General features: G+C 69.6%; 20 protein-coding genes. 16 read left to right on the forward strand and 4 right to left on the reverse strand.

Annotation, left to right across the window (positions count from 1 at the left end):
- Nucleotides 1–97: 97 nt before the first annotated feature.
- Nucleotides 98–1,348 (reverse strand): ABC transporter ATP-binding protein, encoded by a 1,251-nt coding sequence (locus GGD82_RS17470; protein WP_170284419.1) that lies wholly within the window; start codon nt 1,346–1,348, stop codon nt 98–100.
- Nucleotides 1,345–2,136, reverse strand: a complete 792-nt coding sequence (locus tag GGD82_RS17475) for a hypothetical protein (RefSeq protein ID WP_170284418.1) — start codon at nt 2,134–2,136, stop codon at nt 1,345–1,347. The genes GGD82_RS17470 and GGD82_RS17475 overlap by 4 nt, the downstream gene beginning before the upstream one ends.
- A gap of 323 nt (nt 2,137–2,459) precedes the next feature.
- Here GGD82_RS17475 and GGD82_RS17480 point away from each other — a divergent pair, with 323 nt between their 5' ends.
- The 8 genes from GGD82_RS17480 to GGD82_RS17515 all read left to right on the forward strand — a co-directional run bounded on the left by GGD82_RS17480 (nt 2,460) and on the right by GGD82_RS17515 (nt 9,479).
- Complete coding sequence (locus GGD82_RS17480) at nt 2,460–3,899, forward strand: DEAD/DEAH box helicase (protein WP_150063593.1); 1,440 nt, start codon at nt 2,460–2,462, stop codon at nt 3,897–3,899.
- A 93-nt stretch (nt 3,900–3,992) separates the two neighbouring features.
- Nucleotides 3,993–4,202, forward strand: coding sequence for a cold-shock protein (locus GGD82_RS17485; protein ID WP_150063592.1), 210 nt, complete (start codon nt 3,993–3,995; stop codon nt 4,200–4,202).
- 486 nt (nt 4,203–4,688) lie between these two features.
- Nucleotides 4,689–5,339 (forward strand): GNAT family N-acetyltransferase, encoded by a 651-nt coding sequence (locus GGD82_RS17490; protein WP_150063591.1) that lies wholly within the window; start codon nt 4,689–4,691, stop codon nt 5,337–5,339.
- 121 nt (nt 5,340–5,460) lie between these two features.
- Complete coding sequence (locus GGD82_RS17495) at nt 5,461–5,760, forward strand: YggT family protein (RefSeq protein WP_150063590.1); 300 nt, start codon at nt 5,461–5,463, stop codon at nt 5,758–5,760.
- A gap of 8 nt (nt 5,761–5,768) precedes the next feature.
- A complete protein-coding gene (locus tag GGD82_RS17500) occupies nt 5,769–6,119 on the forward strand; it encodes a DUF167 family protein (RefSeq protein WP_246163980.1) in 351 nt (116 codons plus the stop codon).
- An 85-nt stretch (nt 6,120–6,204) separates the two neighbouring features.
- Nucleotides 6,205–7,104 (forward strand): bifunctional 5,10-methylenetetrahydrofolate dehydrogenase/5,10-methenyltetrahydrofolate cyclohydrolase, encoded by a 900-nt coding sequence (locus GGD82_RS17505; RefSeq protein WP_150063589.1) that lies wholly within the window; start codon nt 6,205–6,207, stop codon nt 7,102–7,104.
- Complete coding sequence (locus GGD82_RS17510; RefSeq protein ID WP_150063588.1) at nt 7,094–7,897, forward strand: response regulator; 804 nt, start codon at nt 7,094–7,096, stop codon at nt 7,895–7,897. Before GGD82_RS17505 ends, GGD82_RS17510 begins: the two co-directional genes overlap by 11 nt.
- Nucleotide 7,898: 1 nt before the next feature.
- The gene (locus GGD82_RS17515) at nt 7,899–9,479 is read left to right on the forward strand and encodes an ATP-binding protein (RefSeq protein WP_170284417.1); all 1,581 of its coding nucleotides are present in this window, start codon (nt 7,899–7,901) and stop codon (nt 9,477–9,479) included.
- Here the strand turns inward: GGD82_RS17515 and GGD82_RS17520 are convergent.
- Entirely contained in the window at nt 9,474–10,070 is a 597-nt protein-coding gene (locus GGD82_RS17520; protein WP_170284416.1) for a LysE family translocator, read from the reverse strand. The genes GGD82_RS17515 and GGD82_RS17520 overlap by 6 nt on opposite strands.
- Before the next feature lie 56 nt (nt 10,071–10,126).
- Here GGD82_RS17520 and GGD82_RS17525 point away from each other — a divergent pair, with 56 nt between their 5' ends.
- Complete coding sequence (locus tag GGD82_RS17525; RefSeq protein ID WP_170284415.1) at nt 10,127–11,032, forward strand: helix-turn-helix domain-containing protein; 906 nt, start codon at nt 10,127–10,129, stop codon at nt 11,030–11,032.
- A gap of 45 nt (nt 11,033–11,077) precedes the next feature.
- Nucleotides 11,078–11,833 carry a COQ9 family protein gene (locus tag GGD82_RS17530; RefSeq protein WP_246163979.1) on the forward strand — a complete coding sequence of 252 codons (756 nt, stop codon included), beginning with the start codon at nt 11,078–11,080 and terminating at the stop codon, nt 11,831–11,833.
- Between the two features lie 206 nt (nt 11,834–12,039).
- Here GGD82_RS17530 and GGD82_RS17535 read toward each other — a convergent pair whose 3' ends face one another.
- Entirely contained in the window at nt 12,040–14,127 is a 2,088-nt protein-coding gene (locus GGD82_RS17535) for a TonB-dependent receptor (RefSeq protein WP_150063584.1), read from the reverse strand.
- 337 nt (nt 14,128–14,464) lie between these two features.
- Here GGD82_RS17535 and GGD82_RS17540 point away from each other — a divergent pair, with 337 nt between their 5' ends.
- The 6 genes from GGD82_RS17540 to GGD82_RS17565 all read left to right on the forward strand — a co-directional run bounded on the left by GGD82_RS17540 (nt 14,465) and on the right by GGD82_RS17565 (nt 20,905).
- Entirely contained in the window at nt 14,465–15,181 is a 717-nt protein-coding gene (locus tag GGD82_RS17540; protein WP_246163978.1) for an IclR family transcriptional regulator, read from the forward strand.
- 316 nt (nt 15,182–15,497) lie between these two features.
- On the forward strand, nt 15,498–17,768 hold the full coding sequence (locus GGD82_RS17545) for a penicillin acylase family protein (protein ID WP_150063582.1): 2,271 nt from the start codon (nt 15,498–15,500) through the stop codon (nt 17,766–17,768).
- A 62-nt stretch (nt 17,769–17,830) separates the two neighbouring features.
- On the forward strand, nt 17,831–18,103 hold the full coding sequence (locus GGD82_RS17550) for a hypothetical protein (protein ID WP_150063581.1): 273 nt from the start codon (nt 17,831–17,833) through the stop codon (nt 18,101–18,103).
- 1 nt (nt 18,104) lies between these two features.
- Entirely contained in the window at nt 18,105–18,395 is a 291-nt protein-coding gene (locus GGD82_RS17555; protein WP_150063580.1) for a hypothetical protein, read from the forward strand.
- Nucleotides 18,396–18,449: 54 nt separating this feature from the next.
- Nucleotides 18,450–20,108: a PepSY-associated TM helix domain-containing protein gene (locus GGD82_RS17560; RefSeq protein WP_150063579.1), complete on the forward strand. Its 1,659-nt coding sequence runs from the start codon at nt 18,450–18,452 to the stop codon at nt 20,106–20,108.
- A gap of 182 nt (nt 20,109–20,290) precedes the next feature.
- Entirely contained in the window at nt 20,291–20,905 is a 615-nt protein-coding gene (locus GGD82_RS17565) for a 50S ribosomal protein L25/general stress protein Ctc (protein ID WP_150063578.1), read from the forward strand.
- Nucleotides 20,906–20,950: the final 45 nt, after the last annotated feature.

The raw sequence follows: 20,950 nt of genomic DNA on the forward strand, positions 1-20,950 counted from the left end.
CAACGGGGCCTCCCTGGCAGTCTGTGTCGTGTCGCAACTACCAGTGTGTCAGGCCGTCCCGTTGTCCGCCCCTCCCCGATTTTCCGTCATGAACCAATTATTTGGAGGCGTCGACGCGCCATGCGGCGTCCGGTGTGACGACCCCCCAATGGCGGCTTGGCCCGCCCGTGATGGTCAGGGGCGGCAGCGGCTGGCGGGCCAGTGTGCCCGGGCCGTCGTGCAGCACCGCCACGCCGTGCCAGGGCCCCGGGTTGAGGCAGGGCGCGGGCAGGGTCAACGTGACGGTGACGGTCGTGCCGGCCCGCGCGGGGCGGGGCGGCATGGTGAGATCGCTTGCCAGCCCGGTGACGCGCGTGCCGTCCGGCGCGTACAGCGGCACACCCACGCTGAGGGCGCGGGCGGGTGCGGCCAGGGTGGCGCGCAGCCGCAGGATCAGGGGCGCGCCGAACGGGCGGCTGGCGACCGCCTGTCCCGCCGGATCCCGCCACGACAGATCGAGCGGCCCGACCCGTGCCGGGTCGCGGAACACCGGGCGCAGAAACGCGGGCGTCGCGTCCGGCTCCGGGGGGGCGGTCGGGGTCGGGAGCGCGGCGCCCTCCGCAAGGCGGCGGTAGGCGGCCAAGCCGTCCTCCGTCGGGCCATCGAACACGACGCGGCCCGCCGCCAGCACCACCACGCGGGCGCAGAAGCGGGCGACCTCCGGCAGGTTGTGCGAGACCAGGATCACCGCCGCGCGTTCCCGCACCTCCATCATGCGGGTCAGGCAGCGCTGGCGGAACGGGAAGTCGCCCACCGACAGCACCTCGTCGATCAGCAGCAGGTCGGGGTCGCCATGGGCGGCGATGGCGAAGCCCAAGCGTAGGGCCATGCCGCTGGAATAGCCGCCGACCGGCCGGTCGAGCGCGGCACCCAGGCCGCAAAAGTCTTCGATGAACGGCATCGCGGCGGCCATCTCCGCGCGGGAGCGGCCCATGAGCGCGCCGGCCAGGGGAATCGCCTCCCGCCCGGTCAGGGCGGGGGCGAGGCCCGCCGTCAGGTCCATCAGCGTGCCGACCCGCCCGACGCAGCTCACCGTGCCGGTGTCCGGCGCGAGGTGCCCGGCGGCCAGCCGCAGCAGAGTGGTCTTGCCGGCGCCGTTCAGGCCGACCACGCCGACCGCTTCCCCTCGATGCACCGTGAGATGGACGTCCTCCACGGCTGTGACCCGGCCGTCTTCGGCCGCTCTGGGGCGGGAGGCGCGTCCCACCAGCGCCCGACCGAGCTGCCGGGTCCAGGCGCGGCGCTCGGCCCCCGGCGTGGCGGGGAAGCGTTTGCCGACCCCGGCCAGGGTGAGCACGGGCGCGCTCACCCCAACGCCTCCCGCAAGCACGGCGCCAGACGGCCGAGCGCCCTCAGGGCCAGCGTGAACCCGGCAAGGCCCAGCAGGCTCCAGGCCGCCGCCGCGACCGGATAGGGCCAGCCGTCCCCCAGCAGCAGCGTGCGCACCGTGTCGGTCCACAGGGCGAGCGGGTTCAGCATGGTCGCGACATCGGTCCAGGGGGCGTCGGGCAGGGGGAACAGCACCAGACTCGGCAGCAGGGTCAGGCGAAGGCCGGTGGCGGCGCCGACCGGCACGTCCGGCCAGGGGGCCGACCACAGCGCCAGGATCAGCCCGGCGGCGAGCGCCAGGACCAGCGCGGCCGTGACAGCGGCGAGGGCTTGGAGGATGCCAAGGGGGGGCAGCGCACTGCTGGTGGCCGCCAGCGCCAGCGGTCCTAATATCACGGCGCGCCACCCGGCTCGCTGCGCGGCCTCGATCAGGCCGGCCAGCATGGCGGCGGTCGGCGCTGTGGTCGGGCCGCGATGGGCCGCCAGCCCGCGCGCGGGCGCCAGGGTGGCGTCGACCAGCAGGCTCCAGGTCCAGTATCCGAGCGCGGCATAGGCCAGGGGCGGCACAGCGCCGGGACGGGGCAGCGCGCCGGCGGCGACGAGGGGCAGATAGACCAGCAGTGGCCAGAGCGGCGCCACGACCGCACTGAACCGCCCGAGAAGCGCGCGGCGGCGCAGCGTCAGGGTCCGTTGACGGGCCAGCGCCCGCGCCACGCGCAGGCGCGTGCGCAGCGGTCCGACCGGTTGGCGTGGCTCCGCTTTCGGCATCGGTTTGCGTCCCTCTTGCCCGACCCACTTATTGCGAGTGGTCCGGGTGTTCCGCAAGGGAATACTTGATCCTGACGAATTGTGTTGCCATAGGACCGGAAACGTGGTCTCTGATGGGTGTCAGCGCCGCTCGCGGAGGCCGGATCCCGGTCCAAGCGGCGCTCCGTCCGGCCGGTCGCTCCGTCGATTGAGGCCGCGACGTCGGGGTCTCGCAGCCTCGACCACGATTTGGCGACTGTTCCGCGAGAGCGCCCCTTGACAATCCGCCGTTGCGCCAGGACTTTGTTGTCCGTTGACGCGCGACGACAGCCGAAAGTTTCCGTTTGAATTCGTTCGACGACCTCGGCCTTGCCGAGCCCCTCCTTCGCGCCGTCCGAGCCGAAGGCTACACCCACCCCACTCCCATTCAAGCCCAGGTCATCCCTGCCATGCTGGCGGGGCGCGATATTGTTGGTATTGCCCAGACGGGCACCGGCAAGACCGCGGCGTTCACGCTGCCCCTGCTGCACGCCATCGCTCAGCGTGGCGAGCGCCCGGCCCCCCGTCGCTGCCATGCCCTGGTGCTGGTGCCGACGCGCGAGCTGGCCGCGCAGGTGGCCGACAGCGTGCGGGCTTATGGCCGCCATACCCGTCCGTCCGTGGCTCTCGTGATTGGCGGTGCCCGCCCCGGGCCGCAGATCCGGGCGCTCTCCGGCGGCGTCGATCTGGTGATCGCCACCCCGGGCCGTCTGCTCGACCACATGGGGGCGGGCGCGATCTCCCTGGCCTCCACCGGGACCGTGGTCCTGGACGAGGCCGACCAGATGCTCGACCTCGGCTTTATGCCGGCCATCCGGCGCGTCATGGCGGCGCTGCCGGCCGTGCGGCACACCGCGCTGTTGTCCGCGACCATGCCGAAGCCGATTCGCGCCCTGGCCAACGATTTCCTGTCCGACCCGGCGGAGATCTCCGTCGCGCCGGCCTCGCGTCCGATCGAGCGTATCAGCCAGACCGTGAAGCATGTGGATGGCGCGACCAAGCGCGAGGTGCTGGTCGATCTGCTGGGTGCGCCCCAGGTCGAACGCGCCATCGTCTTCACCCGCACCAAGCGCGGCGCGGACAAGGTCAGCCTGCACTTGCAGAAGGCCGGTCTGCCCGCCGCCGCCATCCACGGCAACAAGAGTCAGGGCCAGCGCGAGCGTGCCTTGGCGGCGTTCCGCAATGGCGGCGTGACGGTGCTGGTGGCGACCGATATCGCGGCGCGCGGCATCGACATTGACGACGTCTCGCACGTCATCAACTTCGAGCTGCCCAACGTGCCCGAGTCTTATGTCCACCGTATCGGACGCACCGCCCGGGCCGGCAAGAGCGGCACGGCGATTTCGCTGTGCGATCCGGCCGAGCGCGGCCTGCTGCGCGACATCGAAAAGCTGATCGGCCGCTCGATCGACGCGCCCGATGGCGCGCCGCCGGCTCCCGCTCCGGCGCGTCCGGAGGGAGCTGACCGTGGTCGCCGCCGCAACGGGCCGCCGAGCCGTCCGCGCGCGGCGCGTCCGGCCGCGCCCGTGCAGCCTCAGGCCTCCGGGCGTGGGGCGGGTGGCGCCGCCGCATCGGACGCACCCGACGACGGTCTCGCCCGCATGCTGGCCGGCACCGAGGGTCGTGGTGGCGCGCCTGCGCCGCGCGGCCGGGGCCGCGGCCGCAGTGCCGGGTCCACAGGTTCTGGTCCCCATAGTTCCGGTTCCCAGCGGCCCGTTCGGGCCCGGGGCGGCCACGGGGCCTGATCGCGTTTCCCCTATCCTCTCCGGTGTCGGTCTCTGGGCCGTCGCCGGACTGGCGTTCCCAAAAAAATCCACGCTCAAAAAAAGGAGACTCCCATGAGCACTGGATCCGTCAAGTGGTTCAACACGACCAAGGGCTATGGCTTCATCGCGCCGGACGAGGGCGGTGCCGATGTGTTTGTGCATATCAGCGCCGTTGAGCGCGCCGGCATGGCCAGCCTGAACGAAGGCCAGCGGGTTGATTACGAGATCGAGGTTGACCGCCGTCGCGGCAAGTCCTCGGCCGTGAACCTGCGCGCCGTCTAAGACCCGCCGGCGATGGGGCGGGCGCGTCCGCTCCATCGCCGAACGGGATAAGGTTGGACACCCTCGATCCGGAGCCCTCCGGGCCGGGGGTGTCTTTCCTCCCGATTTTGACCCCAATCCTTTACCGTTGCCCTGTCCCGTGGCCCTCTACAGTGGCCGGGACCCCACACATCGTGGTCCGTTGCGGCCCGGTTTGAAAATTTTGGGCTTTCGGGCCCGTGCGGTGTTATATACACGATCCATGACCTGTGAACGCGCTGGCGCCTGGGCCCCTCTGGTCCGCGCCCCCCGTTTTGGACACCGCCGAATGCTTTCGGGTTTCGCCCTGTTCCGACGACGTATGATGCTGCCCGCGCGACGACGCGGGCCGGGCCGCCGCGCGCGCCCCTCCGCCGTCTCCGGCCGCTGACCGGACCGGCCGGCGCGCGGGACGGCCCTTGATCCGCCGCCGCTCCGCTGTCCGTCCCGTCGTCAGGGAATCCGATCATGGCCGCTCCGACCCTCGTCTCCTCCACCGCTTCCGTGTCCCCCTCCCCGGCTCCGACCCCGTCCTCGTCGGCCGTTGGGCCAGCGGCGGGCCTTGCCTTGGATCCGTCGACCACGCCGGTGCCCTATGCGCTGCGCACCGAGACGCCGGACGATGCCCCCGCCATCGAAGCCCTGCTGGACCGGGCGTTCGGCCCCGACCGGCACGCCAAGCGGTCCTATGCCTACCGGGAGGGCGTCGATCCCGTGGCGGAGCTTGGCTTCGTCGCCGACCGGCCCGACGGCACCCTGATCGGCACGCTCCGCTTCTGGCCCGTTCTTCTGGGAGATGCCGCCCACCCGGCGCTTCTGCTGGGGCCGATCGCCGTGGAGCCCGGCCTGAAGGGGCGGGGCATCGGCAAGGCGCTGATGCGCAAGGGCCTGTTCGAGGCTCGACGGCACGGCCATGGCCTGATCGTCCTCGTCGGCGATCTGCCGTACTACACCCTGTTCGGCTTTCAGCCCGCCGCGCACAAAGGCATCGTGATGCCGTTCGAACGGCCGCACCGGGTGCTCGCGCTGGAACTGACCGAGGGCGCGGCCGGCGGCGGCGGGACCCTTATGGCGGCGCACGCCCTGCCGGTGGCACCGACGCGGCACAGCCTGCCCTGATCCGGGTCGCCCCGATCATGCTTGCCCGGAGTGGCGGCGCGGGATTTCCAACGCGCCCGAAATCCTCTAGGGTCCCGGCAATCAAGTCCCTGTCCTCTGGACCAATACGGATGGCCGACCCATGGATGTGATTATCGCGCCCCTGTTCCAAATCGTTCTGATCGTCATTCGACTCTACATCTGGGTCATCATCATCCAGGCCATTCTGTCCTGGCTGATCGCGTTCAATGTGATCAACACCTACAACCGCTTCGTCGGTTCGATCTCGGAGGTGTTGTACCGTTTGACCGAGCCCGCGTTGGCACCCATCCGACGTCGGTTGCCCGCGTTTGGCGGCGTGGACCTGTCGCCGGTGGTGCTGATCCTGATCCTGGTCTTCATCCAGATGGTTCTGACCCGTCTGATGTTTAAGGTCCTCTGAGGTCCCGCGTGACCGGGACGGACCCGTCCGGGCGGGAGCTGCCCGTGGTCGCGGAGGCGGACGGCGGATGCCGGCTGTCCGTGCGGCTGACACCAAAGGCCGCGCGGTCCCGCATCGAGTCCATCGAAGCGGACGCCGACGGCCAGCCCTGGCTGCGGGCCACGGTGACCGCCGTGCCCGAAAACGGCAAGGCCAACACCGCGCTGATCGCCCTGCTGGCCAAGGCCTGGCGCCTGCCCAAGGGCGCGTTCACGGTGACGTCCGGTGCGACCGCCCGGCGCAAGACCTTGCGCATCGACGGCGGCGCGGCGACAGTCGAGGAGGTGGCGGCCCACCTGTCCGACCTCCCCCGGCGCTGATCCCGCGCCAAAGCGCCCAGGCGCTCGGGCGTGCGGGACGGGACCGAGGCGGGGTCACCGATCCGCCGAACAAGGGAGATCCCCCATGACAAGCGGGGCACGCATTATCGAGGGGCACGACATCGCCCGCGAGATGCTGCGGGACGTGCACGGTGACGTCCACGACCTCAGCGAGGTCCACCGGATCACCGCCACTCTGGCGATGGTCGTCGTCGGGGACGACGCCAACACGCTGCGGTTGATCGAAAACAAGCGCAAGCGGGCCGAAGAGGCGGGGGTCCGCATCCAGCTCCACACGCTGCCGCAGGAAACCTCGGATGACGAGGTCATCACGGTCATCGAGGGGTTGAACAACGACAACCAAGTGCACGGCATTCTCATCCAGCACTATCTGCCGCGCTATCGCGACGCCCGCCGCCTGATCGAGGCGGTGGATCCGGCCAAGGACGTGGACGGCTTCCACACCCGCAACGCCGGCCTGTTGGCGAACGATGCGCCCGCCTTCGTGCCGTGCGAGGCGCTGGCCGGGGTCCACCTCATCAAGCATTTCGTCGAGGCACGGCCGATCGGCTGGCGCGCTCTCGTGGTGGGCGACACGCACCGCACCGGCCGGCCGGCGGCGCGCCTGCTGCTCAACGACCGTTGCACGGTCACGATCGCCAACGAGGACACGCGCGATCTGCCCGAGATTTCGCGGCAGGCGGATATTCTGATCGCGGCGACGAACCGGGCCGGCATGATCCGCCCCCAGCATGTCAAGCCGGGGGCGGCCGTGATCGACCTGGGACGCAGCCGCGTCACGGTGAACGACGAACTGCGCATCGTGGGCGATGTGCGCTTCGATGAGGTGCGCGAGGTGGCCGGCTGGGTGACTCCGGTGCCGGGGGGCGTCGGGCCGGTGGCCATCGCCATGCTGATGCGCAGCGTGGTGACCGCCTGCCGGCGCCAGAACCGACTCGACGAGAAGGCGCGCCATGGGGCTTGATCCCGCGGGTTCGCCGGACGCGCGGCCGCGTGTCCTGGTGGTGGACGACACTCCGGATATCCGGGAGCTTCTGGCCCGCTATCTCGGCCAACACGGCCTGACGGTCGACGCCGCGGCCGACGCCGCCGCGGCCCGCGCGATCCTCACCGGCCCGGCGGAGCAGCGGCCCGACCTTCTGATTCTCGACCTGATGATGCCCGGCGAGGACGGCTTGTCCCTGTGCCGGGCCTTGCGCGCCGATCCCGGGACCGCCGCGTTGCCCATTGTGATGCTGACCGCGATGGGGGAGGAGACCGACCGCGTGGTCGGCCTGGAACTCGGCGCCGATGACTACATCTCGAAGCCTTTCAACCCGCGCGAGTTGCTCGCCCGGGTGCGGGCGGTGCTGCGCCGCGCGGCCCCGGCGCAAGGCCTGGCCAACGGCAGCGGTGCTGAGGATGGGACCCCGCCGATCGCGCCGCGCCTGGGCGAGGCGGGCCGGGTCCGCTTCGACCGCTGGATCCTGGACCTCGGCCGGCGTGAGCTGGAAGGCCCCGACGGCGTCGGCGTCGCCCTGTCGAGCGGTGAGTTTTCCATGCTGCGCGCCTTCGTCGAGCATCCGCAGCGTGTCCTCACCCGCGACCAGCTTCTCGATCTCGCGCGGGGCCACAACGCGGCCGTGACCGACCGCAGCATGGACACCCAGGTGAGCCGCCTGCGCCGCAAGATCGAGGTCGACCCGAAGGACCCGCGCCTGCTGAAGACCGTGTGGGGTGGCGGCTATGTGCTGGCGGTGCCGGTGGAGCGCGCCTGACATGGCCGGCCGCGCGGAGGACGCGCGCCCCCGCCGTCGCTTCCGGTGGCGGTTCCCCTGGCCGGACAGCCTTGCTGGGCAGACCATTCTGGTGCTGTTGCTGGGGCTGATGCTGTCGCATCTGGCCTCGCTCGGCTTGTATTCGCTCGACCGGCTGCGTTTGCTGGAAACGCTGGGGGGGCGTGCCGTCGTTGCCCGCGTGGTCGAGGCGGCCAATCTGATCGAAACCGCCGAGTCGCGCCGGTTCGAGCATCGGTTGACCCGCGTGCTGAGCGGGGCTCGCCTTCAGGTGCGGATCGATCCGGCGCCGCTGATCCTGGACGCGGAGGCGCCGGTCTCCGCCTTGGGCGCCATCCGGACGCGGGTGTTCCGGCAGGCGCTGCGGACGGCGTTCGGGGCCGACCCCGACCGGGTTGTGCGTGTCGGCCCGGCGCCGGAGGATGCGTTCGCGCCGCCACCGTCGGATCGGCCGATGTGGGGGCGTTGGCCGGGCCGCGATCACCCGCCGTTCCGCCGCATGGCCCCGGATGACACCGACATGGCCTTTCGCACGCGCCTGCATCACCTGATGGTGGGCGATCCGGCCGATACGATGTTGGCGATCTCGATCGGTCTGAAGGATGGCCGCTGGCTGAATGTGCTGGCCCGGGTGCCGCGTCCGCAGGGCTTCTGGACGCCCGGCGCGCTGGCGTCGGTCGGGCTGATGACGGCGGTGACCCTGGCGCTGTCGCTCTGGGCGGTGCGCCGCACCACCCGTCCACTGCGCGGTGTGGTGGAGGCGGCCCGGCGCATGGGCGTGGACCCCCGCCGCGATCCGCTGCCCGAGTCCGGCAGCCGGGAATTGCGCGAGGTCGCGCGCGCCTTCAACGACATGCAGACGCGGCTGGCCCGGCTGGTGGACAACCGCACACGGCTGTTGGCGGCGATCTCCCACGACTTGCGGACCCCCATCACGACCCTACGGCTGCGCGCGGAGTTCGTCGAGGCTGAGGAGGAGCGTCGGCGCATGCTGGCCACTCTGGACGAGATGGAGGCCATGGTGCGCGCCACCCTCGACTTCGCCCGCGACGATGCCACGGCGGAACCGGCGCGGCCGCTCGATCTGGCGGCGCTGGTGACGGCGCTGTGCGCGGACTTGGCCGACACCGGGCGGCCGGTGGAGGTCGCGGAGTCCGAGGATGAGGATGTGGATGAAGGGCCCGCGACGGTGTTGGGCCGGCCCATGGCGCTGCGCCGCGCGGTCACAAATCTGGTCGCCAACGCCTGTGTCTATGGGGATGGGGCGACCGTGAGCGTGGAGCCGGTGGCCTTGCCCGACGGCCCCGGGGTGTCCGTGGTGGTGCGCGACGATGGGCCGGGCATCCCGGAGGCGCATCTGGCCAAGGTCACGGACCCGTTCTACCGGGTGGAGGGGTCGCGGGCGCGGGCCACGGGCGGCATCGGTTTGGGGCTTTCGATCGTGCAGGCGGTGGCGGACGCGCATGGCGGCCGGCTGGTGCTGGCCAACCGGCCCGAGGGGGGGCTTGAGGCGCGCCTGGACATCCCGGGCGGGCGCGGTGCGGGGGGCGTTCCGGCGTCATAGCACAAGCGCCGCGAACACCGAGGCGACCAGGAGCACGGCGAAGGTGACGTTGACCACCCGCGCGATGCGCGGCGACCCCAGGGCGCTGGAGAAGGTGGCGCCGAATCCGAGCCAGACGATGTCGATCACCAGGATCAGTGCGGACAGGCTTGCGACTTTGATCAGCGCGTCCTGGGTCGGGTTGGCCGGCATCACCACCACGCTGGAGCAGACGGCGCCCAGGGCGGCATAGGCCTTGGGGTTGCTCAGCGCCAGGATCAGCGCGCCCCCGACCGCCGGCCGGCTGCCCGGTTCACGCGGGCGGGACAGCGGCGGCGCGGTGGCGATACGGACCGCCAGGTAGAGGATGTAGCCGAGGGCGATCACCGTCACCACGGGCACCAAACCGGGCACGGCCAGGAGCATTCCGGCGAGGCCGGACGCCACGGCGATCAGCACCAGCATCGTGCCGAAGACGATGCCCAGACAATAGGGTAGGCTGGCGCGAACCCCGTAGGCGGCGCCCATGGCGGCGATGCTCAGGGTTGCGGGACCCGGACTTCCCGCCAGCGGAAGCGCGGTGGCCTGAAGGCGGAGGATGTCGTCGAGCATAGGCGGGTCTCCCTCATGATCCGCCGTACGGTAGTCCGGGAGGGGGAGGGCCGGTCTTGAACGATCCTGCACAGCATCCCGTCGTGCGCGCCCGCCGGACCGCCCTGAACGGTGCCGCTCTGGATGGAGGGGGCGCCGAGGACGCGGCGTGGGCGGGGCTGATGCGACTCGACGTGACGCTGGCACAGGGCGCGGGCGGGCATTCGCCGCACCGGCACGATACCTACGCCGTCGGCCTGACGCGGGCCGGCGTACAGGCATTCTCCTACCGGGGGATCGGGCGTCACACCTGCGTGGGGCAGGCCTATGTGCTGCATCCCGACGTCCGCCATGACGGCCGGCCGGGGACCGAGGGCGGGTTCGGCTACAGCACGCTGTATGTGCCGCCGGCTCTGATTGCCGCCTGCCTGGGGGGGCGTTCGCTGCCTTTCCTGTCGGATCCGGTGGCGGCGGCCGGGCCGCTGCGGGACACGATTTGGGCGGTGCTGGCGGCGACGGGGGACGCGGTCGACCCGCTGGTGTCCACCGATGTGGTGGTCATGCTGGCGGACGCCCTGGCCGACGCGGCGGGGGCGCGGCCGAACCGGTCGGTCGGGGCCATCGATGGCCCGGCGTTGGCGCGGGTCCGGGCGCTGTTGTGCGAAACCCTGGAGGCGGGGATCACCGCGCCCGATCTGGAGCGGGTGAGCGGCCTGGATCGGTGGACCCTGTACCGCCAGTTCCGGGCGGTGCACGGGGTGAGCCCGGGCCGCTACCGCACGGCCCGACGCCTGGACGCGGTGCGTGCGGCGATTCGCGCCGGGGCCGGTCTGGCCGACGCGGCGGCCCAGGCCGGGTTCAGCGACCAGAGCCATATGACCCGCCAATTTCGTGCCGCCTATGGGCTCGCACCGGGGCAATGGCGGGCGCTCGCCGACACGGAATCGTCGGGAACGCTGGACGGCGGCGCTCACGGATCCTAAGTCTCGGGGACGTCCCCTTGACCGCTGTTTCCGCGAGGACCCGCCATGACTGAACCGACCGATGCGCTCCACACCGAATCCGCCGCCGGGGCGGAGACCGGGCCGCACGACACGATGACGGCCATTCGCGACGCCATCGTGGAACACGCCCTGATCCATGTGGCGTTCGATGGCTGGAGCCCGAAGACGCTGCGCGCTGCCGCCGCCGATGCGGGGTTTGAGCCGTCGCAGGGGGATCGCGCCTTTCCGGGCGGGGCCGTCGACGCCGTCGCGCATTGGTGCGATTTGGCCGACCGCCGCATGGAGGCGGCCCTGCACGAGCACGGCACCGAGGGCCTGCGCCTGCACGAGCGGGTCGGGCTGGCGATCCGCCTGCGTCTGGAGCAATGGGACATGGACCGCGAGGCGGTGCGGCGCGGCGTCGCGCTGCTCTCCCTGCCCAGCAACGCTCGCACGTCGCTCCGCTGCACCTATCGGACCGTGGACACGATCTGGTGGGCCGTCGGCGATGCCTCCACGGACTTCAACTTCTACACCAAGCGGCTTCAACTCGCCGGGGTGTACTCGGCCGTGCTGCTCTACTGGCTCGACGATTCGTCGGAGGAGTCGGCCGAGACCTGGGCGTTCCTGGAGCGGCGCCTGAACGACATCGTGCGGCTGCACAAGGCCCGCCACCGGGTGCGCGCCGGGCTGTCCAAGGTGCCCAACCCGTTTTCGGCGGCCCGCACCGTGGCGGAGAAAGCGCAGCACATGGCGTCCCGCGCCCCCCGGTTCCGCATGCCGCGCGGGCACCGCGCTTAGAGCCGATCGTAAAAAACCGGACCCACAGAGGGTCCGGTTTTCAGCGTGAATCGAGTCGCCGTGTCGGGGTGCCGAGCCGATTTACGCGCCAAAACGGGGATCGACAGCGAGTCCGTTTTGACGTGGTCTGTTCCAAGCCCGGCGCCGAACCGGCGGCGGGACAGGGATCGAGAGGGGTCCGGTCCGTCCCAATCGGAGGGCCGGCCTCAGAACGTGCCCTTGAGGCCGATGCCGAACATGCGCGGCTCGTTCATGTTGGCGACGACGCCCCCGACGCTCCGATCATCGTAGAGATAGGTCGCGGCCCGTTCGTCGAAAATGTTGTTCACGTACGCGAAGACTTGAAAGTAGTCGCGTGGAGCGTAGCCGATGCGCGCGTTGGCGGTGGTGTAGCCGTCCACGGCGTAGTCGGATTCGTTCTCGTCGGTCGAGTAGTAACCGTCCGTGTGGCGAACCTCGCCGGTCAGCCGGATCTCGGACGTCACATCCCAGTCCATGCCGAAGCTCAGCGTGTAGCTGGGCGCCCGTCCGAACTCGTTGCCTTCATGGCTCGTGCCGTCCGCGCTGGAGAACGTTCCGATCTTCGTCTGGACCAGACCGGCCCCGGCGCGGATGCGCAGGCTGTCGAGAACCTGATAATCCGCCGACACTTCGAGGCCATAGGACGTCGCGCTGTCGGCGTTGACGACCACGCTGCCGTACTGGATGCCGCCGAGATAGTCCGGCAACAGCCGCTGGGAATCCTTGAAGTCGCTGTAGAACAGGTTTCCGGTCAGGGTCAGGCGATCCTCCAGGAGCCGGGCGCGGCCGAACAGTTCGTAATTCCAGACGGTTTCGGGATCGAACGGCACGTATTCACCGGTCGCGAAGCTGAGGTTGACACCGCCGGGGTTGTAGCCCCGGTTGATGAGGCCGCCGACCGTGACGCCGGGCGTCACCGTGTAGGCGAGCGACACCTTCGGCAGCCATGCGTCGAACGTTTTGTCATAATCCAGGGACTCGCTGGCGTAGCTTGAAATGCCGCTGCGCTGGATGCGGTCGCGCTGGTAGCGCAGCCCGCCCGTCAGGGACCAGCGATCCGTCAGCCGATAGGTGACCTCGCTGTAGAGCCCGACGTTCTGCTTTTCATCGTCGAAATCGGAGAGGCCGCGGATGAACAGAACGTCGTCCGACTTTGTCCGGGCCAGATAGAGGCCGGTCACGCCGCTGACCGTTGATGTCGTATCGCCGAACGTCACGCGGGCTTCGTTCGACAGGGTGTTCCGATTGATGACGGCGGTGCCGGCCGTCACCGGTTCCGTTACGCGGTCGACATGGGTGTACGAAACCTGGATCTGGTCGAACAGCGTGATGCCGTTGTCAAAGGCATAGGACACGTCGGCGATGCCCGTGTGGGTGTCCTGATCCCAGCTCGGCATGGAGGTCGTTGTGTTGTCGAGATCGTCGTAGGGTTTGGACGCGGTCTCGTAGGTCGGCCGGTTCACTGTGTTGAAGGCGTACGTCAGTTTGGTCGACAGGCCGGGGATCTTGGCCGGCTCCCACAACAGCTTGCCGCGCGCGGTGAACGCGTGGAAGTCCAGGTCCGTGTCCCCCTTCTGGAATCCCTCGTTGACGTAGTCGATGAAGGAATCACGGCCCGAATAGTCCAGCGCCACGCGCGCGGCCACCTGGTCTTCGACCAGCGGGCCGGACAGCGCGAGAGAGGCCCGCCGCCGCGCGTAGGTGCCGAGTTCGGCCTGATAGGCGCCTTCGGGGGTGAAGGTCGGGTCCTTGGTGTTGACCACGATCGCGCCGGCGATGGCGTTGGCCCCCTGAGAGGTCGTCTGGGGGCCGCGAAAGACCTCGACGCTGTCCACATCCCAGATCGACGCGCTCCCGAAGACATACTCGTTGTAGCCCAGGTAGTGGCCGTCGAGGTTGATGGTCGCGCGCGGGATCGTGCCCCCGAAAAACGCCGTGGAGCCGAAGTTCGGCCCCTGGGTGTCTTGGCCCCGGATGATCGGGGCGCCGACCGAGCCGGTGTAGACCACGTTCGGGACGTCCTGGATCAGGTCGGACACCGACGACGCACCCGGTTTGGTCTCGATCTCCTCGGTCGAGATGATCTCCACCGAACTCGCGGTGTCGTCGAGGCTGCGCTCGAATTTCTCGCCGGTCACGAGCAGCGGGGGGAGCACGATCGGCGTGTTGGTCGGCGCGGTGGTGTCCTGCGCCAGCGCCGGGGCGGCCAGCACGGCGGTGATGGGGGCGACACCCGCCCAGCGGCATGCCTTGGCAAACGCGCGTACGGTCATTGGGGGAGAAACTCCTATGCGAATGCGACGGAGTCTCAAAAAGCATACCGAATGGCGGAAGTCATCCCGCGATACGGAGCGTCATCACAAAGATCATGAGGTTGTTGCCTCTCGGCAACGCCACCGGTCCCTCCGAACCCCGCCGGCGGGCTGCCGGGTGCGGGCGGCTTGAGCCACGGGCCTAGACCCGTGATATCCTGTGCGTCTGTCTGCGCTCGCGCCCCGGTGCGTCGGCGCGCGTTCCGCTCCAACCGTCGGCCGATCCATGGCGCTGCCGCCCCCTGTGTCTGATTCAGCCTCCGGCGAAAAACGCGCTGGAACGATCCAGTCGGTCGCGATGGCGGCCCGCTTCCTCGCCATTCTCGCCAATTCCGAGGAACCGCTGGCGTTAAGCGTTCTGGCCCGCCGCGCGGGAACCGGCAGTTCAACGACCCATCGGTATGCGCAGAGCCTCGTCCAAGAGGGGCTGGCACGGCAGGATCCCATCAGTGGGCTTTACGACCTGGGGCCCACGGCGCTCAGCATCGGGATCGCAGCGCTCAAGCGCATGGATGCGGTCGAGGTCGCGGCCCGGCATATGAAGCAACTGGCCGGCCGGATCGCGGCCAGCGGCGGGGTCGCTATCTGGACCGAACGGGGGCCGACGCTGGTGCGGTGGTATCGCAGCGCGTACTTCTCCATCAGTTCCCTGGGCCTGGGCGACATTCTGCCGTTGGACAATTCGGCCAGCGGGCTTGTGTTTCAGGCGTTCCTCCCCGCCAGCCTGATCGACGCCGCCCGGCGTCGCCAACCGGATCCGTTCCGGGGGGCGCCCCCGTCCGCCGCGACACTGGACGAGGTCCGAGAGGCGTGCTTCGCCGAACTCACGGGGCACCTGCTGCCGGAGATTACCGGGCAGGCCGTGCCGGTGTTCGACGCGCAGCAGGAACTGGCCTGCGTGATCACGACCGTCACCAACCTGGGGCAGGCCGGAACGCCGGACGACCGGTCGGCCCTGTTCGAGACGGCAAAGGCGGTGGCGCGCGAAACCGGCGGGGCGGCCCGGTTCGCCTGACCGGAGACGGGCCGATCGGTCGGCTCTGACGCGCCCCGGCGCACACGCTTCGTTTTCAGTTGCTCTTGCGTAGCATTCGCATTTATACCCGATCCACGGTTCCGGACCGGTGACCGCGTGCGGCCCTGGCACTCCCGCGTCGGACACAGCGTGTGTCAACCGCTAGAGATGGCGCGTTTGCCAGAACAGAGCGCCCGGACCTGAAATGCACCGGGATGAAGCGACGGATGATTATGACATGAGCTGTTTGAGAACCCTTCTGAAGGGCCTGCTTTTCGTTTCTGTATATTCCAATGCCTCCTATGCGGAACCTGCCATGGCACACTCCGGACGCGTCGACATCCAGTGGACGCCATATGACGTTCCCCACATCACGGCGGAGACCTACGAGGGCCTGGGGTTCGGCTACGGCTACGCGCTGGCCCGGGACCGGCTGTGCGAAACGGCGGGCCGCACCCTCATTCTGCGGGGTGAGCGGTCCCGCTACTACGGCCCGGACGCGGTGGCCGTCGTCGGCTTCCTGAGAACGACCAACCTGAATTCCGACCTGATGTACCGGTTGCGGCTACCGGATGCGTGGGTGCAGGAGGAATTCGACGCCTTGCAGCCCAACACGCAGGACTACGTGCGCGGCGTGGCGGCCGGCCTGAACCACTATGTGGACACTCTGTCCGAGGCCGAGCGAACCGCCCTGTGCCCCGAAGAGCCCGTGCCGACGTTCACAGAGAGCGATATCGTCCGTGCGGCGATGGCGTTCGGCGTGGGCAAGGAGTTGATCGATGTCGGACCGTCCCTGCTGACATCGGCGTCGGCGTGGACGGGAACCGAAACGCCCCGCGATGACTCGCGCCGTCACACGGACCCGGTCGGTGTCGAACAGGGCTTCGGCAGCAACGGCTGGGTCTATGGGGCCGATGTGGTCGAGGGCGGCGGCGCGATGATGGTGGCCAACCCGCATTCGGCCTGGGCGCGCACCCCCCATGAACAGCGCATCTATATGCACCAGGTTCACCTGACCATTCCCGGTGAACTGGATGTCGCCGGCGCGTCGTTTCTGGGCATGCCGTCGCCGTTGACCGGCTTCAACGCGGATGTCGCCTGGACGATTCTGCACGCCGGCACGGTCACGCCCTATGTGTTGCAGGCCATGGACGTGCAGGAGTCCCCGACGGAGCCGACGTATACCGTGGACGGGATCCAAAAGCCCCTTGCGTTCCGGGAGGTCTCCGTCGACGTCCTGGAGGAGGACGGCACCCTTGGCACGCGAACCTACGCGTTCGCGCAATCCGAGCTCGGCCCCCTGTATAAATTGGCCGCCGCGCCCGGGCGGCCGGCGGGGTGGTATGCCATCACCAACCCGGGAGAACGGAACGCACGCGGTCTGGATCAGTTTCTGGCCGTGGCGCGCGCCACCTCGACCCGCGACCTGATCCGGGCGGTGGAGGCCCATCGCGGCATCCTGGCCCAGTTGCTGGTCGCGGACCGGCACGGCGAGGTGGCCTATGTGCTTGCGGGCAATATTCTGCCGATCCCGGACGATCAGATGCGGGCCTGTGCGCTGCGCGACCCGTCCGTCGCGTTCAACATCCTGGACGGCCGACGGGAGGCCTGCGCCTTCCGCGATGCCGAGGGCCGGCCTGAGATCGCGCCCCCATCGTTTTATCCGACCGTCGTGTCGCGCGGCATCATCCACAACACCAACAACAGCTACAAATATTCGGAGTATGGAGCGGAGCAGCCGAGCTATCCCATGGTCTTCGGGATCCATGCCGACGACGACGGGGCCAAGGCCCGTGTGGCGGCCGGGTTGCGCTACGACCCGCGTCTTGTCATGTCGGCGCGCCGGCTGGCGGAGATCACCGCGCAGGGCGTCGTGACCCCGGACGACGCTCTGCAGGTCCTGTTCGACAACCGGAATTACGCGGCGGAAACCTTCCTCGACGATATTCTCGCCCTCTGTGATGGCGCGGACGACGACGCCGTGCGCGAGGGATGCACCGTCCTGCAGGCCTGGGACCGGAGGAACAACGCCGACAGTCGGGGGGCGTTGCTGTTTCACCAGGCCTGGAGCCGGGTTGTCCGGATCGAAGGGCTTCTGGACGTCGACCCGTCGGGCGATCCCGACGTCGCGGCGCGCCTGGTGCTGACGCCGCGCACCGCGCCCGCCGTGGTGGAGGCCTTGGGCGCCGCCGTGCGGGAGCTCAAGGATCTCGGCTTCGCCGCCGATACCCCCTGGGGTGCCGCGCTGTCCATGACGGCCGAGGGCGAGCGGATTCCGCTCCATGGCGGTTCGTACCAGGAGGGCATCCTGAACGGCGAAATGCCCGCCCCGCTGACCGAGGAGGGCTTTCCCACCATTCTGTTCGGCACCGCCTATGTCCAGCGCGTGCGGTGGGAGCAGGGCGAGGTGATCGCCGACGTGCTTCTCAGCCACGGCCAGCGCGACGGCGTTGAAACGCCGGGGCGGACCGCGCAGTTGACGATGTTTTCCGACAAGACGCTGTATCGATTCCCGTTCACTGCGGCGCAGGTGTCCCAGGCGGACTCCGTCGAGCGCGTGGTGCTGACGGTCGAGGCGAGAGAGTGAGTCGGGCGACCGCCCGCCTCACTGTACTGTGCCCCCATACGCCGCCCCGGAGAGTGTGTGACATGTCGGCGCTTCTGCTCCTGAGCCTGCTGCTCGCCTCCGCGGGCTGCGTGGCGCTGTATCTGGCCTCACCGCACCAGCGCTGGCGCCCGCGCCCCTGGCCGCGTCGTCGCGCCCACCGCGTGGGAGCCCTGTTGCTTGTGGGCAGCCTGATCGTGCTGTCTGCGGCGATGCAGCCGGTGGCGGCCGTGTTTACGGTCATCACCTGGGCGATGGTGATGCTCGTGTTGCTTCCCCTCGTCGGGGTGCTGCGCGTCACCAAGCCGGCATCCTGACATGGCGGCAACGCGTCACACGCCCACGCGCGGGGACTGGCTGGCGAAAATCCTGGCGGGCACGCTGTTGGGGTTCACGTTCGCGATCGGGTGCAGTGGCGTCTTCGTGCACCTCGTGCTGCGCCTGGATCTGGCGACGAAAGCCCAACTGGCGATGTGGATGGTCGTGCCGATCTGGCTCGGTGTCCTCAGCGCGTGTTTCGCCGTGCGCGACGCCCACGCCGTCTGGCTCCGACTAGGGCTCGCCAATCTCGCGGTTTTCGCCCTGCTGATCGTGGCCAACCAACTTTAGCCCCGCCGGCTTGCCCCTTCTTGCCCCCGCCCTTGCCATAAGGACCGCGCCGCGATGCAGGCCGACGTTCTCCGCGTCTACAAGACCGTGCACACCTGGACCGGCATCGTGTCCGGCCTGGCACTGTTCATCGCCTTCTATGCCGGGGCGCTCACGGTGTTCAAGGAGCCGATCGCACGCTGGGCCTCGCCCCCCGCCACCACGGCCGCCGTGCCGCTGGAGGATGCGCCGGCCCTGATCGCCCGCGCGCTGGAGGCGCATCCGGCGGCGGCCGCCGGCTTCTCGCTGATCCTGAAGCCGGATGCGCACCGGCCGGCGCGCATGGACTGGGCCGTGCCCGAGGACCCCGGCCACCAGGGGCATCCCGATGCCTTGTCCATGCGGCATTACGCGGCGAGCCTGCGCGCCGACGGCACCGCGCAGGTCGACGAGGTGGAGCCCTCGACGCTCGCCGAGTTCATCGACGTTCTGCATCGGGTCGTGGGTTTGCCCGTGGATTCGGACATGAACCGCTGGATCATGGGCGTGATTGCCGTGCTGTACACCTTGGCGCTGGTGTCGGGCGTCATCCTCGTGCTGCCGACGCTGGTCAGCGACCTGTTCGCCCTGCGCCTCGGCGCGAATCTGAAACGGCTCTGGCGCGACGCCCACAACGTGGTGGGCGTGTTCAGTCTGCCGTTTCATGTGGTCATGGCCCTGACGGCGGCCGTCTTCGCCTTTCACGACGGCCTGTATGCCGTTCAGGACACCGTCATCCATGGCGGCCAACTGGCCGGCGCCTGGGGGCCGCCCCCTCAATCGCCCGATCACACCGCACCCCGCGACCCGGCCACGATGCGTCCGCCGGCCGATCTGGTCGCCCAAGTCCGGTCTCTCTCCCCCTCGTTCGAGCCGGACATCCTGCAGTACCAGGGTGTGACCGGGCCGCGCGCCGTCGTGCGCGTCTGGGGCCACGACCGCACGGCCCTGTCTCCCCGAACACGCGGTGGGTTCGTCTCCCTGGACCCGTACAGCGGCCGTGTTCTGACCACGGCTTATCTGCCGGGACAGCAGAACGCGGGGATGTCCACCCTCAGCGCCATCTTCGCCCTGCACTTCGGTACCTACGGCGGAGCGCCGGTGGCCTGGGCGTACTTCGGCCTGGGACTGGCGGGGGCCTGGCTGTTCTACAGCGGCAACCTGCTGTGGATCGAGAGCCGCCGAAAGCGCCAACGCCGCGGTGAGGCCGTGCCGCGGCAACGGCGCGATACCGATCTCATGGCGGCGGGAACGGTCGGCGTCTGCCTCGGCTGCGTCTGCGGGATCTCGCTGACCATCGTGGCCGGCAAGTGGCTGCACGGCGTCGTGGGGGATCTCACGCTCTGGCATCAGATCGTGTACTACGCGGCGTTCTTCGGCTGCATCGGCTGGGCGTTCTGGCGCGGTGCCGCGCGGGCCGGCGTCGACCTTCTGTGGCTGGCGGCGGCGATCACGGCCGCCATTCCGGCCACCACGGCCCTGGCGGTGCTCGTGGAGGGAGTTGGGGTGCCGTCCGGCCTGTGGGCGCATATGAACCCCGCCGCCCTGGGTGTGGATGCGACGGCGCTGGTGGGGGCGCTGGCCTTCGCCGCGATGGCCCGTGGCACGCGCCGGCGGGTCCGGTCCGGACCGACCGACAGCGTGTGGTCGGCGGCCGGCGCGGGGCACGAGCCCCTCAGCGCCCCAGAGTCATGAGAACGAACACGCTCCGCCGCCGGGCGCCTCCGGCTTGCCAGAGCGCACCCGAGGCCCTATAAGGCTCCTCCGCACGCCGCCCGTACAGGCCGGCGCGCGTTGGCCGTTGGCACCCCTGGAGGCCAGCGGCGCCGATCCCATGCGAGCGCCCCGGCGGGCGCTCCCCAAAAGGAAAATGCAACATGTCCGATATCAGCACGCTGCCGGTGCAGGGGCGCGAGCGGGCCGGTAAGGGCGCGGCCCGCGCGGTTCGCCGCGAGGGTCTGGTGCCCGGCGTCATTTATGGCGACAAGAAGGAACCGGTCCTGATCAAGATGGATCCGCGCCCGTTGTGGGCCGAGCTGCACAAGGGTGGCTTCTACGCCCGCCAGTACAGCCTCGACCTCAACGGTGAGACCTACCGGGTCATGGCGCAGGATGTCCACTTCCATGCGGTCTCCGACGCCATCATGCACATCGACTTCCTGCGCATCAGCGCGACCTCGCGTGTCACCGCCGAGGTGCCGGTCCGCTTCCTGAACGAAGAGCTGTGCCCGGGCATCAAGAAGGGCGGCGTGCTGAACATCGTGCGCCACGACGTCGAGCTGGTCGGCACGCCGGACGCCATGCCGGATCACCTGGACGTGGATCTGTCGGGCTTCGACGTCGGCGAGTCGATCCACTTCAGCGCCGTCACGCTGCCCGAGGGCGTGCATCCGACGATCGCCGATCGCGATTTCACCATCGCCACCGTGACGGCACCGTCGGGCATGCGCTCCGAGGCCGCCGAGGACGAGGGCGAGGCCGAAGAGGCCTGATCGGCTTTGGACGGGCGGAGGCGGGAGGTCTGACCTCCGGTCCGC

This window comes from Roseospira marina (assembly GCF_014197855.1).
Classification (GTDB): domain Bacteria; phylum Pseudomonadota; class Alphaproteobacteria; order Rhodospirillales; family Rhodospirillaceae; genus Rhodospira; species Rhodospira marina.

Bases quoted from the DNA above. Each gene is read 5' to 3' on its own strand.
- GGD82_RS17475 (WP_170284418.1), bottom strand. From the start codon at position 2,136: ATGCCGAAAGCGGAGCCACGCCAACCGGTCGGACCGCTGCGCACGCGC.
- GGD82_RS17485 (WP_150063592.1), top strand. From the start codon at position 3,993: ATGAGCACTGGATCCGTCAAGTGGTTCAACACGACCAAGGGCTATGGC.
- GGD82_RS17490 (WP_150063591.1), top strand. From the start codon at position 4,689: ATGGCCGCTCCGACCCTCGTCTCCTCCACCGCTTCCGTGTCCCCCTCC.
- GGD82_RS17495 (WP_150063590.1), top strand. From the start codon at position 5,461: ATGGATGTGATTATCGCGCCCCTGTTCCAAATCGTTCTGATCGTCATT.
- GGD82_RS17505 (WP_150063589.1), top strand. From the start codon at position 6,205: ATGACAAGCGGGGCACGCATTATCGAGGGGCACGACATCGCCCGCGAG.
- GGD82_RS17510 (WP_150063588.1), top strand. From the start codon at position 7,094: ATGGGGCTTGATCCCGCGGGTTCGCCGGACGCGCGGCCGCGTGTCCTG.
- GGD82_RS17515 (WP_170284417.1), top strand. From the start codon at position 7,899: ATGGCCGGCCGCGCGGAGGACGCGCGCCCCCGCCGTCGCTTCCGGTGG.
- GGD82_RS17520 (WP_170284416.1), bottom strand. From the start codon at position 10,070: ATGCTCGACGACATCCTCCGCCTTCAGGCCACCGCGCTTCCGCTGGCG.
- GGD82_RS17530 (WP_246163979.1), top strand. From the start codon at position 11,078: ATGACTGAACCGACCGATGCGCTCCACACCGAATCCGCCGCCGGGGCG.
- GGD82_RS17535 (WP_150063584.1), bottom strand. From the start codon at position 14,127: ATGACCGTACGCGCGTTTGCCAAGGCATGCCGCTGGGCGGGTGTCGCC.
- GGD82_RS17540 (WP_246163978.1), top strand. From the start codon at position 14,465: ATGGCGGCCCGCTTCCTCGCCATTCTCGCCAATTCCGAGGAACCGCTG.
- GGD82_RS17545 (WP_150063582.1), top strand. From the start codon at position 15,498: ATGGCACACTCCGGACGCGTCGACATCCAGTGGACGCCATATGACGTT.
- GGD82_RS17550 (WP_150063581.1), top strand. From the start codon at position 17,831: ATGTCGGCGCTTCTGCTCCTGAGCCTGCTGCTCGCCTCCGCGGGCTGC.
- GGD82_RS17555 (WP_150063580.1), top strand. From the start codon at position 18,105: ATGGCGGCAACGCGTCACACGCCCACGCGCGGGGACTGGCTGGCGAAA.
- GGD82_RS17560 (WP_150063579.1), top strand. From the start codon at position 18,450: ATGCAGGCCGACGTTCTCCGCGTCTACAAGACCGTGCACACCTGGACC.
- GGD82_RS17565 (WP_150063578.1), top strand. From the start codon at position 20,291: ATGTCCGATATCAGCACGCTGCCGGTGCAGGGGCGCGAGCGGGCCGGT.